This window comes from Burkholderia sp. SIMBA_062 (assembly GCF_046534765.1).
GTDB lineage: Bacteria > Pseudomonadota > Gammaproteobacteria > Burkholderiales > Burkholderiaceae > Burkholderia > Burkholderia ambifaria.
On the sequence record NZ_JAWRYD010000022.1, the window covers coordinates 1 to 12,516 of the forward strand.

8 protein-coding genes are annotated in these 12,516 nt (G+C 67.1%); 3 read left to right on the forward strand and 5 right to left on the reverse strand.

Annotated features, from left to right (window positions below; genetic code table 11):
- A partial coding sequence (locus SB786_RS23000) for a hypothetical protein (RefSeq protein ID WP_410729498.1) occupies positions 1 to 1,203 on the forward strand: 1,203 nt, incomplete at its 5' end.
- A gap of 151 nt (positions 1,204 to 1,354) precedes the next feature.
- Here the strand turns inward: SB786_RS23000 and SB786_RS23005 are convergent.
- From SB786_RS23005 to SB786_RS23015, 3 genes are all read right to left on the reverse strand, one after another.
- Positions 1,355 to 2,626: an APC family permease gene (locus SB786_RS23005; protein ID WP_410729499.1), complete on the reverse strand. Its 1,272-nt coding sequence runs from the start codon at positions 2,624 to 2,626 to the stop codon at positions 1,355 to 1,357.
- A gap of 131 nt (positions 2,627 to 2,757) precedes the next feature.
- Positions 2,758 to 7,290, reverse strand: coding sequence for a DEAD/DEAH box helicase (locus SB786_RS23010; protein WP_410729501.1), 4,533 nt, complete (start codon positions 7,288 to 7,290; stop codon positions 2,758 to 2,760).
- A 259-nt stretch (positions 7,291 to 7,549) separates the two neighbouring features.
- Positions 7,550 to 8,074, reverse strand: a complete 525-nt coding sequence (locus SB786_RS23015; protein ID WP_006758580.1) for a metal-dependent hydrolase — start codon at positions 8,072 to 8,074, stop codon at positions 7,550 to 7,552.
- A gap of 396 nt (positions 8,075 to 8,470) precedes the next feature.
- Here SB786_RS23015 and ggt point away from each other — a divergent pair, with 396 nt between their 5' ends.
- Entirely contained in the window at positions 8,471 to 10,192 is a 1,722-nt protein-coding gene (ggt, locus tag SB786_RS23020; RefSeq protein WP_410729502.1) for a gamma-glutamyltransferase, read from the forward strand.
- Positions 10,193 to 10,416: 224 nt separating this feature from the next.
- Positions 10,417 to 11,367: a polyphosphate kinase 2 gene (gene ppk2, locus SB786_RS23025; protein ID WP_410729503.1), complete on the forward strand. Its 951-nt coding sequence runs from the start codon at positions 10,417 to 10,419 to the stop codon at positions 11,365 to 11,367.
- Between the two features lie 55 nt (positions 11,368 to 11,422).
- Here the strand turns inward: ppk2 and SB786_RS23030 are convergent, their stop codons facing one another.
- Positions 11,423 to 11,710, reverse strand: coding sequence for an H-NS family nucleoid-associated regulatory protein (locus SB786_RS23030; protein WP_006758583.1), 288 nt, complete (start codon positions 11,708 to 11,710; stop codon positions 11,423 to 11,425).
- A 207-nt stretch (positions 11,711 to 11,917) separates the two neighbouring features.
- The gene (locus SB786_RS23035) at positions 11,918 to 12,505 is read right to left on the reverse strand and encodes an IMPACT family protein (RefSeq protein ID WP_410729504.1); all 588 of its coding nucleotides are present in this window, start codon (positions 12,503 to 12,505) and stop codon (positions 11,918 to 11,920) included.
- Positions 12,506 to 12,516 lie beyond the last annotated feature (11 nt).

Consider the following 12,516-nt stretch of genomic DNA (forward strand, 5'->3'; position numbering starts at 1 on the left):
GGTTCTCAGACCGCGACGCTGTACGGCACGACTGGCCAGATAACCGAGTACGCGAAGTTCAACACCAACGGCAACAAAACGCTGGACATCTTCTACGGAGCCGATGGCAAGGCCACGCAGCAGTACAACTTCAATCTGGACAAGAGCTACACGAAGTACGACTTCGCCGCCGATGGTTCTCAGACCGCGACGCTGTACGGCACGACTGGCCAGATAACCGAGTACGCGAAGTTCAACACCAACGGCAACAAGACCCTGGACATCTTCTACGGAGCCGATGGCAAGGCCACGCAGCAGTATAACTTCAACCTGGACAAGAGCTACACGAAGTACGACTTCGCCGCCGACGGTTCACAGACCGCGACGCTGTACGGCACGACCGGCCAGATGACCGAGTACGCGAAGTTCAACACCAACGGCAACAAGACGCTGGACATCTTCTACGGTGCGGACGGCAAGGCCACGCAGCAGTACAACTTCAACCTGGACAAGAGCTACACGAAATACGACTTCGCCGCCGATGGTTCACAAACAGCGACGTTTTTCGGCGTCAATGGTCAAGTGAGTGAGTATGCGAAATTCAACGCGGCCGGTGCCCAGACGCAGGACATTTTCTTTGGCGCGGACGGAAAGGCAACCAAGCAGATTGATTTCAATCTAGACGGCAGCTACACGTCCCACGTATTTAACAGTGACGGCTCGCAATTCGCGGCGCTGTTCGGCACTAATGGCCAGATGAAAGAATATGCGAGCTTTAATGCGAACGGGTTCAAGACGCACGACACCTTTTACTCGAACGGACGGGCGACGCATCGGTACGATTTTTCCCTCGACAATAGTTTTGTCGCCCATATGTTTGACGGTTCGGATGAGATGGTTGCACTTTTCGGTGTAAATCATATTGTTTACGATTACTATCAGTATTCCTACGGAAAGTTGCTTGAACGTGACATCTTCGACGGTCTGGGGCGTCAGATCGAAGCTGACCGCTTTAGCATCTCAACGGGAAAGCTTACCGGGTTCTCAAAGTTCACATACAACAGTGATGGAACGTACAATGCAAAAAGCTATGATTCGTCGGGACACTTGACCGGCAGTTCAAAATATACCGGCGACGGACACTTGATCCAGAACAACGCCATCTATATTCCCGGCAGTAGCGGCTTCCCCTCTGCTCAATTGATTTGGGGTTTCCAAGTCTAATTGACTCAATGTACGTGCAGGTATGTCTCGTCGAGGACATACTTGCGGCGTTGGCCGACTTGTTGACGTCGAGCGTCGCAGGGGCGTTGCAGTCAACGTTGCCAGAGCGGTGATACTTTGCGTTTGCAAGCGATGGCGACTGCATTTCGCTCTACGACGTCCCGGTCACCCGCAAATAAAGCAACGCACCGCCCGCGAGCAGCAGCGGGCACAAGATATACCAACCCGTCGTCAGAAACAGCGCGGCGACTGCGATCAACGAAATCCACGCGCAGCCGTACGCGATGCCGCCACGCGGCAGCAGTTTCAGCGCTGCGGCCGCGCCCAGCCCGTACACCATCACGAAGCAACCGGACGTAACGAGCACGAGCGGTTTCGGCCCGACGTCCGAGATCGTCGTTGCCGCGAGCGCGACGGCCGCGAGTACAGCGATCACGCCGAGGCTGCGGCGCGGCACGCCGCCGACCTGGCTGCCTTGCGCAAGCCACGCAGGCAGCGCGCCGTCGCGCCCCAGCGCCGCGCCGAGTTTGGCCGCACCTGCGAAATAGGCGTTCATCGTGCCGAGCGTGAGCAGCAGTGCTGCCACGGCCGCCAGCACCTGCGCGTGACCGCCGATGCCGCCCGCGATCAGCTCCGCGAGCGGCGCGCCCGATGCGCCGGCCGACGGCCCGAGCACCGTCACGCTCGCGGCCGCGACCGACAGATACAGGAACCCGACGACCACGACCGCGATGGCGGCCGAGCGCGGCATGTCGTGCGCGGGCCGGCGGAATTCGGCCGCGAGGTGCGTGATCGCTTCCCAGCCCGCGAAGCTCCATACGAGCAGTGCCGAAGCCTGACCGACCGCGAGCCAACCGTGCGGCGCGAACGGATGCAGGTTCGCGGTGCGCGCATGCGGCGCGGACGCGAGTACCGCGGCCAGCAGCAGCGTGACGAGCAGCGCCGACAACACGAGTTGCATGCGACCCGACACCGTCACACCGAATGCATTCGCGGCCGACACCGTGGCGATCAATGCGGCGGCCGTGACGATCACCGTGGCATGCCCGCCGCCCGTGACGGCCGCGACATACGCGCCGCCGAACATCGCGGCGGCCGGCGCGCCGGCCGGCACCGCGAAATAGAAACACCAGCCGACGATCGCCGCGGCCTTCGGCCCGAATGCACGTCGCGCGTAGGTCGATACGCCGCCCGCGTCCGGATAGCGCGCACCGAGTGCGGCGAAGGTGGCCGCGAGCGGCCCCGACAGCACGACGAGCGCGGCCCAGGCGAGCAGCGATGCCGGGCCCGCGACCTCGGCGGCGAGCGCGGGCAACGCAATGACGCCGGTGCCGAGCACCGCGCCGATATACAGCGCGGCGCCCTGGAAAATCGTCAGCGAGCCCGCGTGATGAACGGCGGGCGAATCGGCATGCGAAGGCATGAAAGGCAGTCTCCGGAAGGCTTGTTCTGGGCGCGGTCGTTCGCGCGGTGAATCGTGGGATGCTACCCGAACGGGCGCGGCGATGCGGCGCGGCGTTCAGTAGTCCGCGACGTGCCGCGTGTCAGCCGATGTCAGTAGCGGCGTGCGAGACGCAGGCGCGCGTCCTCGCGCGCGGCAGGCGGCAGTTCGGGCGCGTAGTGGAACGCGCCGGACACGAGCGATGCGACGGGCACGCCGTCGCGGAACAGCACGCGATTGCCGGCGAGCGCCGGCACCTTGTCGCCAGGCAGGAGCGTGCCGGCAAGGTTCAGCGGATCGGCGCCCGTCACGCACACGTACTGTCCGTCGCCCGGTTGGCGACGCAGTTCGCGCAGGATCGGGATCGCCTCCGGCAGCGCGAACTGTTCGCCCGCGAGCCCGGCGACGAAGCGTCCGCCGCGAATCTCGCCGCGCGCTTCGAGCCGCTGCAGCACGCGCACGAGTTCGCGCCAGCTCGGCAGCCAGTCGGCTTCGCGTTCGAGCAGCCGCCAGAACACGACGCCGTAGCGGCGCAGCAGCGTCCAGACGATGTGTTCGAGCGCGTCGGGATCGGTCGCGGGCGCACCGCGCTTCGGTGCCGGGGTTGGCGCGTCATCCGATGGCGAAACGCGTTGAACGAGCGCCCAGCGGCCCGCATCGTCCATCCCGCCGATCAGTGCGCCGCCGCGCCGCGTGCGCGGCGCATACGTCGCGCTGCGCTTGACCGCCGGCTTCAGCAGCGCGCGCAGTCCGGCGAAACTGTCGGCATTCACGAGGCCGGCCGACACGAGTTCGCCAAGTGCCTGTTCGAGTTCGACGGGCAGCATGTGCAGTTCGTCCAGCAGTGCATCGAAGAACATCGCGCCATGGGCGGCGAGCGCGTCCCGCACCTGCGTCGCGCGCGCGGACAGCGCCGGTTGCGCGTCCGGGTCGCGCAGCGCCTGCCATGCGCCGAGGTGGCGGCGAGGCAGCAGCACGACCGGCGTCGTCTTCACGGGCGTGCCGGCCGCGCGGGCCGGTGCGCCGATGCGGATCCACACGAGCTTGCCCGAGCGGCACAGATCGTCGAGGCCGCCGGCCGCATAGTCGGTCAACCGTGCGGGCAGGAGTGCGTCTTCCCATGCGCTCGCCGCGGCTTCATAGCCTTCGAGCTGTTCGACGACGGCCGCGAGCGCGTCGCGGCCGGATCCGCGCGTATCGGGCGTCAGGCGCTGCCAGTGGAACAGGAAGCGCATGAAATCGGCACGCTCGACGGGCTCGATCTCGCGGCGCAGTCGTTTCACCGTATAGCGATGAATGCGCGCGAGCAGGTGGCGTTCGCACCATTCGTCGGTCGTGGCGCCGGGCGTGAAGCGGCCGCGCATCACGTAGCCTTCGCGCTCCAGTGCGGCGAGCGCCGTCGCGATCGTCGCGGGCGGCAGGCCGAGCGGCTGCGCGATGGCGTCGAGCGTCAGCGGCCCGAATCCGGTGAGCCGCGCGCGGATCACGTCGACGAGCGCGGCGTCGGCGTCCCAAGGCTGCGCGCACGCGGCCGGCACCTTCAGCGCGGGTGCAACACGTGCGTCGGGATGCAGCGCGCGCAGGCAGACCAGCCGTTCGACCGGCACCCACAGCGCGGCGCCATCCGGTGTGACGAGTTTCGTCGCGCGACGGCGTTCGGCCAATTCCGCAAGCCGCTCGGGCCAGCCGTCGTGCGCCTGCGCTTCGCTGTCGGCGACGCATGCGAGCGTGAGCAACGCGTCGTGCATTTCGTCGGCATCGCGCACGAGCGGCCACGCTTCGTCGCGCACCGCATCGATCGCGTCGGCATCGAGCGCGCCGAGATCGTCGGCCGACTCGGGGTCGCTCCAGCGGCGCGACTGCACGGCCTGCGTGCGGCGCTCTTCGAGCGGCGCATCGTCGAGGAACGCATAGGGCTTCGCGTTCAGGATCTCGGCTGCGAGCGGCGACGGCGCAGGGAGGTCGCGCGCGATCAGTTCGATCGCGCCGCTTTCGATCCGGCGCAGCAGCGCGAGCCAGCCGTCGGTATCCATCGCGTCGTGCAGGCAATCGTCGAGCGTCTGGTCGACGAGCGGGTGGTGCGGGATCTCGCGCTCGCCGACGACATTCTCGAGGCACGCGACCTGTTCGGGAAACACGGTCGCGAGCAGGTCGTCGCTCTTCATCCGCTGCAGTTGCGGCGCGGTGCGCCGGCCGCCGGTGAAGCGCGGCAGCGCGAGCGACGTCGTCGCGTTCCAGCGCCAGCGCACGCCGAACATCGGTGCGTCGAGCAGCGCCTGGATCAGCACATGTTCGGCGCTGGTCGAGCGCAGGTAGCGCCACACTTCGTCGAGCGCGAAGCTGTGCGCGAGCGACAGCGAAAGAACGATCGCGTCGTCGGTCGCGGCGGCCTGCAGCTCGAAGTCGAACGTGCGGCAAAAGCGCTTGCGCAGCGCGAGCCCCCACGCGCGATTGATGCGGCTGCCGAACGGCGAATGGATCACCAGTTGCGTGCCGCCCGACTCGTCGAAGAAGCGCTCCATCACGAGCGTGTCCTGCGTGGGCAGCACGCCGAGCGCAGCGCGCGTGCGGGCAAGGTAGTCGACGATCTGGCGGGCCGCGTCCGGAGCCAGATGCAGATCGTCGGCGAGCCAGCGCAGCGCCGGCGCGAGGCGGCTTTCGGCCGGGACGATCGCGGTGCCGTCGGCATCGCTTCGCGAATCGGCGACGGCCGGGGTTTCCGCGGCTCGTTTGGCTTTTCCGCGCGTGGCCGTCTTGCCGGCTGCATCACCATTCGCGCCGTTCACGCCATTCACGCCGCTCGCACCGCGCTTGCGCCCGCCGGCATCCGTGTTTCGATCGCCTTCGGCGAACAGCCCGTCGAGCCGCGCGCGCAGCCGGCCGACCGCGGCCGACAGTTCGTCGCTGCGCCCGGGCGCCTCGCCGAGCCAGAACGGAATGCTCGGCGACTGGCCTTGTGCATCCTCGACGCGCACGCGGCCCGTTTCCACGCGAATGATCCGGTACGACTGGTTGCCGAGCTGGAACACGTCACCGGCCAGGCTCTCGACCGCGAAATCCTCGTTGACGGTGCCGACCTGGATGCCCTGTGGTTCGAGCAACACAGCGTAGTCGGCCATGTCGGGAATCGTGCCGCCGGACGTCGTCGCGGTCATCATCGCGTTGCGGCGTCCGCGCACCGTGCCGCCGACCACGTCGCGATGCAGATACGCGCCGCGCACGCCGCGGCGGCTCGTGAAGCCTTCGGCGAGCATCTTCATGACCTCGTCGAAGCGTTCGCGCGACAGGCGCGCGTACGGCGCGGCGCGCGTGAAGCTCGCGTACAGCGCATCCTCCTGCCATTCCGCGCACGCGACTTCGGCGACGATCTGCTGCGCGAGCACGTCGAGCGGCGCCTCGGGAATCCGCAATGCGTCGAGCTCGCCGCGTTGCACGCAGTCGAGCAGCGCCGCGCATTCGACCAGCTCGTCGCGCGACAGCGGGAACAGGCGGCCTTTCGGCACGCCGCCGACATGGTGCCCGGAGCGGCCGACGCGCTGCAGGAACGGTGCGATCCCGCGCGGCGACCCGACCTGGCACACGAGATCGACATCGCCGATGTCGATGCCGAGTTCGAGCGACGCGGTCGCGACGAGCAGCTTCAGCTCGCCGCGCTTGAGCCGCTGTTCCGCGTCGAAGCGATGTTCCTTCGCGAGACTGCCGTGGTGCGCGGCGATCGCTTCCTTGCCGACGCGCTCGGCGAGATGGCGCGCCATCCGCTCCGCGGTGCGCCGCGTGTTCACGAACACGAGCGTCGTGCGATGCGCGGCCGCGAGCGCGGCGATCCGGTCGTACACCTGTTCCCACACGTCGGTCGCCATCACCGGCCCGAGCGGCACGTTCGGCAGTTCGAGCGCGAGGTCGCGTTCACGCGTGTGGCCGGTGTCGACGATCGTGCAGTCGCGCGGCGCATCGGCCGGGCCGCCGACCAGGAAGCGCGCGACCGCGTCGATCGGTTTCTGCGTGGCCGATAGTCCGATGCGCGGCAACGCGCGGCCGGTCAACGCATCGAGGCGTTCGAGCGACAGCGCGAGATGGCTGCCGCGCTTGGACGACGCGAGTGCGTGGATCTCGTCGACGATCACCGAACGCACGCTCGACAGCATCTGTCGTCCCGACGTCGACGACAGCAGCACGTACAGCGACTCGGGCGTCGTCACGAGGATGTGCGGCGCGCGTTTGCGCAGCGCCGCGCGTTCGGCCTGCGGGGTGTCGCCGGTGCGCACCGCGGTGCGGATCGCGGGCACCGGCAGGCCGAGCTGCGCGAGCGATTCGGCGATACCGGCGAGCGGCGCATCGAGGTTCACGTGAATGTCGTTCGACAGCGCCTTCAGCGGCGACACATAGACGACGAGCGTCGCGTCGGGCAGCGCGCCGTCGTGCGCGAGCGCATCGCGCACGAGCTCGTCGAGCGCGCACAGGAACGCGGTGAGCGTCTTGCCGGAGCCGGTCGGCGCGGCCACGAGCGTCGAGCGGCCGGCCTTGATGTGCGGCCACGCGAGCGCCTGCACGCCGGTCGGGGCGGCGAACGTGCGGCGGAACCACGCGGCGACGGCCGGGTGGAACACGTCGAGCGCGTGGGCGGGGCGGGTGGCGGTGACGTCCATCGGAGCGTTGAAATAGGGTGCGAGCGCACGGGCGGCCGTGCGCGAATCGTCAGTGTGCCAGACGTCGCATATGCGCGCAGGGCACCGCGGGCGGGGAGAATGCGCGCGCCTCGACGACGCAGATGAGGCGCGGCGCCGGCGTTTCAATAGGCGTGCGTGCGCAACGGCGCCCGTTCGGTCACGGGTGCCGGATCAGCGAAAGGGAGTGGCGCTTGCGTTCGGCGTGCGCGGCGGAGTGGGAGCGCGGCCCGGTTCGCGATTACACGCGATGCAACCAGCCGAGCCAGTGTTCGAGGAACGGCGCGCGCGTCCACAGCGACTGCGCGAGCCACAGCGTGCCGCCCCAAGCAGCGGCCACGATGATCAGGTCGCAGTGCCCGCTGTTCCACAGATTCAGCGAATGACGCCGCCAGATCCACGGCACGCCGAGCGGATTCGGCCAGTCGGCGAGCAGGTGCATCACGCCGCCGCACGCGAAGCCGAACAGCGGCGCGGCCCACAGCGGATGCGGATGATGCGTGAGCCCGTGCCAGCCGAGCGCGAGCAGCGCGATCCAGCCGATGCCCCAGTGCGTGACGGTGCGGTGCGTGATCCACAGGCGGCGCTTGCGGGTCCACCATGCGACTTCGAGCCAGTCGGGCGCGGTGCCGCCCGCGACGCCGGCCGCGAACGCGGCGAGCAGGCCAGTGTGCCAGGGGCCGGTCGCGCCGGTTTGCGCGACGAGGACGGCGGCGGCGACGCCGGCCGCAAAGCCGGACGCGTGATGCGCATTGTGTGATGCCATAGGGAACGAGACGAACGAACGTGAAGCGGCGTGCGAGCGAAAGCCTGAACGCAGCGCGAAAGCGGGGCGCTATCTTCTCAGATCGGCCGGCACAGCGGGCAGCTCTGACGCCGTTTTTTTGCATGTGCGGCATGAGGGGAGCGCAGTTTCCAACTTTCGGATTTCTGCATGGCGCGAGGACTGGCAGCGCAGGCAATTTCGACCGATGCGCACGCCCGTTTCTACCGGGAAGGTGACCTCGCTGCCCACAATTTGCACGCGTTGATCGCGCGTCGCGTGTTCGACCCCTTTTGTCCCCCTATACTACGAAGCCGCAGGTGTCCGCCGGCGAGCCAGCGGATACGGGCGGATCGGGCGCCTTTCCCGCCTGAAGAAGATCCACATGGGGGACATGCAATGACTACGCTGAATCGCTTCAAAACATCCGCCGTCGTGCTCGCGACGGTGGCCGGCGTCGGTTTCCTGCCGAACGCGCCCGTCTATGCGAAGGGGCCGCAGCCGGCGGTCCTGACGAGTTCGGCGGTCGCGGTGGCCGACAAGTACAGCGCGGATGCCGCGGAGCGGATCTTCAAGGAAGGCGGCAACGCGATCGACGCGGCCGTCGCGATCGCGTTCACGCTTGCCGTCACGTATCCGGAGGCCGGCAACATCGGCGGCGGCGGCTTCATGACGATCTACAAGGACGGCAAGCCGTACTTCATCGACTACCGCGAGCGCGCGCCGCTCGCCGCGACGAAGGACATGTACCTCGACAAGGAGGGCAACGTCGTCAAGGGCATGAGCCTGTACGGCCCGCGCGCGGCCGGCGTGCCGGGCACGGTCGCGGGCATGTGGGAAGCGCAGAAGCGCTTCGGCAAGCTGAAATGGAAGCAGGTGCTCGCGCCGGCGATCCACTATGCGCGCGACGGCTTCATGGTCGACGAGCAACTGGCGCAGCGCGGCGTCGACGCGTCGAAGGAGTTCGGCGGCAAGACCAATTTCGACAAGTACTTCTCCGGGTTGAAGGCGGGCACGAACTTCAGGCAGCCCGATCTCGCCGACGTGCTCACGCGAATCGCGAACGGCGGCGCGGAAGGTTTCTACAAGGGCAAGACGGCCGAGCTGATCGCGGCTTCGATGAAGACCGGCGACGGCAACGGGCTGATCACGACCGAGGATCTCGCGCAATACCGCGCGGTGTGGCGCCAGCCGGTGCAGGCGAAGTGGAACGGCTATGACGTGATCACCGCGCCGCCTCCGAGTTCGGGCGGCATCGGCCTCGTGCAGTTGCTGAAGATGAAGGCCGATCTCAAGAAGGACTTCGACGGCGTGACGCTCAACTCGCCGCAGTACATCCACCTGGTCGCGGAAATCGAGAAACGCGTGTTCGCCGACCGCGCGCAATACCTCGGCGATCCCGATTTCTACAAGGTGCCGATCGCGCGGCTCACCGACGACGCGTACATCGCGAAGCGTGCGGCCGAGGTCAATCCGAAGGAGCCGTCGGACACGAAGAGCGTGCAGCCGGGGCTCGGCACGTCGATGCCGGAGAAGGCCGAAACGACGCACTTCTCGGTTGTCGACAAGTGGGGCAACGCGGTATCGAACACGTACACGATCAACGGCTATTTCGGTTCGGGCGTGATCGCCGACGGCACCGGCATCGTGCTGAACGACGAGATGGACGACTTCTCCGCGAAGCCGGGCGTCGCGAACATGTTCGGCGTGGTCGGCAGCGATGCGAACGCGATCGAGCCGAAGAAGCGTCCGCTGTCGTCGATGTCGCCGACGATCATGACTAAAGACGGCAAGGTATCGCTCGTGATCGGCACGCCGGGCGGCTCGCGGATCTTCACGTCGATCTTCCAGGTGATCAACAACATCTACGACTTCAAGATGCCGTTGAAGGAGGCGGTCGGCGCGATGCGTTTCCACCACCAGCTGCTGCCGCCGAACACGATCTTCTGGGAGCCGTACCATCCGATCGAAGGCGAGCTCGCGAAGCAGATCGAGGCGCGCGGCTACACGCTGAAGGGGCAGGACTTCAGCGGCGACATCCAGGTGATCAAGATCGACGGCAAGACGCCGGAGGCGATGGCCGATCCGCGCGGACGCGGCGTCACGCGGATCATTCGCTGACGGGGTAGGCGGCAGGCGCGATCGCCGTGGCAGCCGTGACAGCGGCAAGCGATGCCGGGCCCGTGCCCGGCATTTTTCATGGTGCGCCGGCTTGGCGGGCGGACGGCGCCTGCGGGTCACCCCAGCCGGTCGCCCCAGCCGGTCGCCCCCTTTTTCATCAATTTGACCCGCGACGCTGGGATAATGGCGGAGTATGGCTGCGTCAATTGAAGGAAGGAGGCCCCATGGGCGATAACGATACCCGCACCGAGACCGACGACGTCACCGATATGGCGTCGGGCGAGTCGCGCCGGCACCATTTCGAGGAAGACCTCGTCGATGCGTACGACGAAGAACTCGAAATGGAGCTTGACGACCGCCGTTTCGATAGCGGCGAGGATCTGCTGTTCTCGCCGGAGCGCCGCGAAGCGCGCAAGCAGTATTTCCGCGAGCTGTTCCGGCTGCAGGGCGAGCTCGTGAAGCTGCAGGACTGGGTCGTGAGCACGGGACACCGCCTCGTCGTGATCTTCGAGGGGCGCGACGCGGCAGGCAAGGGCGGCGCGATCAAGCGCATCACGCAGCGCCTGAACCCGCGGGTGTGCCGCGTGGCGGCGCTGCCCGCGCCGAACAACCGCGAGCGCACGCAATGGTATTTCCAGCGCTATGTCGCGCATCTGCCGGCCGGCGGCGAAATCGTGCTGTTCGATCGCAGCTGGTACAACCGCGCAGGCGTCGAGCGCGTGATGAATTTCTGTACCGATGACGAGTACGAGGAGTTTTTCCGGTCGGTGCCCGAATTCGAGAAGATGCTGGTGCGCAGCGGGATCCAGATCGTCAAGTACTGGTTCTCGATCACCGATCGCGAGCAGGAAGTGCGCTTCCAGAGCCGGATCCAGGATCCGCTGAAGCAGTGGAAGCTGAGCCCGATGGATCTGGAGAGCCGTCGCCGCTGGGAAGCGTACACGGCCGCCAAGGAAGAAATGCTGCAGCGCACGCATATCCCCGAAGCGCCGTGGTGGGTCGTGCAGGCGGTCGACAAGAAGCGCGCGCGCCTGAACTGCATCAGCCATCTGCTGACCCAGGTGCCGTATCACGAGGTGCCCCGGCCGACGATCGATCTGCCGCGGCGCGAGCATCACGAGGACTACATTCGTCGTCCGGTGCCGGACAGCATGATCGTCCCGGACGTTTATTGAGCGGTTCGGACCAGCCGGATCGACCGCCGGGGCGCGCCGTGCGACGCGGCGCGCGTTACTCCCGGATCAGGAATGCGGCACGGTCGCGGCCGACGATCCAGGCGGGCGCGCGACCGCGTCCGCTCCACGTGGCGCCCGTCGCCGGATCGCGATATTTCGCGCCGATCGTGAACAGCTTCGCGCGATCGCTGTAGCCCTGCCCGAAGATTTCCCGCGCGGTCAGCGCGTAGTCCTTCACGAGCTGGCGCGCCTGCGCCAGTGCCGCATCGCGTTCGCGGCGACGTGCCGTCTGGATGCGCCGATCGAGTTCTGCGAGTTGGGCTTGCAGTTCTTGGAGTTGCATGCGTCCGATCCCCCTGGCTCAATTCTGATTGTGTCGGCGACGCGCGAGGTGCGGCGTGCCCCATGCCCGGCCAGCCGTTTGCGCAACGCCGTACCGGGAATGCAGCGAGATTAAATTCGGGTGCGCGGTTTTTCTATGGGACTTATCTGAATTTTCGCGGGGATCGTCATGAAGCCGGGGAGCCGAGGCTGCGCGGCTGGCAGCGCGTCACAGGTCAGGGAAGCCCGAGCGCCCCTGCGTCAGGTCGAACAGCTCGGTTTTCGCCGCCGCTTCGGCCGTTTCCGGCAGCTTGATCACGAGCTTCACCGTCATTCCGTACGCACTGTCCGCCAGTTCGTAACCGGCCTGCTCGATCCAGCGGCGCACGCGCGCTTCGTCCGGATAGCCGAGTTCGATCGCGAACCGCGTGTGGCGAATGCGTTCGACGCGCTCGGCGTCGAGCAGCGCGGAGGCGATCGCATCCGTATAGGCGCGCACCAGGCCGCCCGCGCCGAGCTTCACACCGCCGTAGTAGCGGACGACCGCGCCGAGCACGCCGTCGAGATCGTGATGACGCAGCACCTCGAGGATCGGCCGGCCGGCGGTGCCCGAGGGCTCGCCGTCGTCCGACATGCCGGACTGGCCGCCCGCGAGCAGCGCCCAGCAGACGTGGGTGGCCGCGGGGTGCGCGTCACGCAGGCGCTGCAGCGCCCGCATCGCGGCGTCGCGGTCGTCGACGGGAATCGCGTGTGCGATGAAGCGGCTCTTGCGGATTTCGAGCTCGCGGGTGTATTCGGTGGCGAGCGAATAACTCATTGAACGGGAAA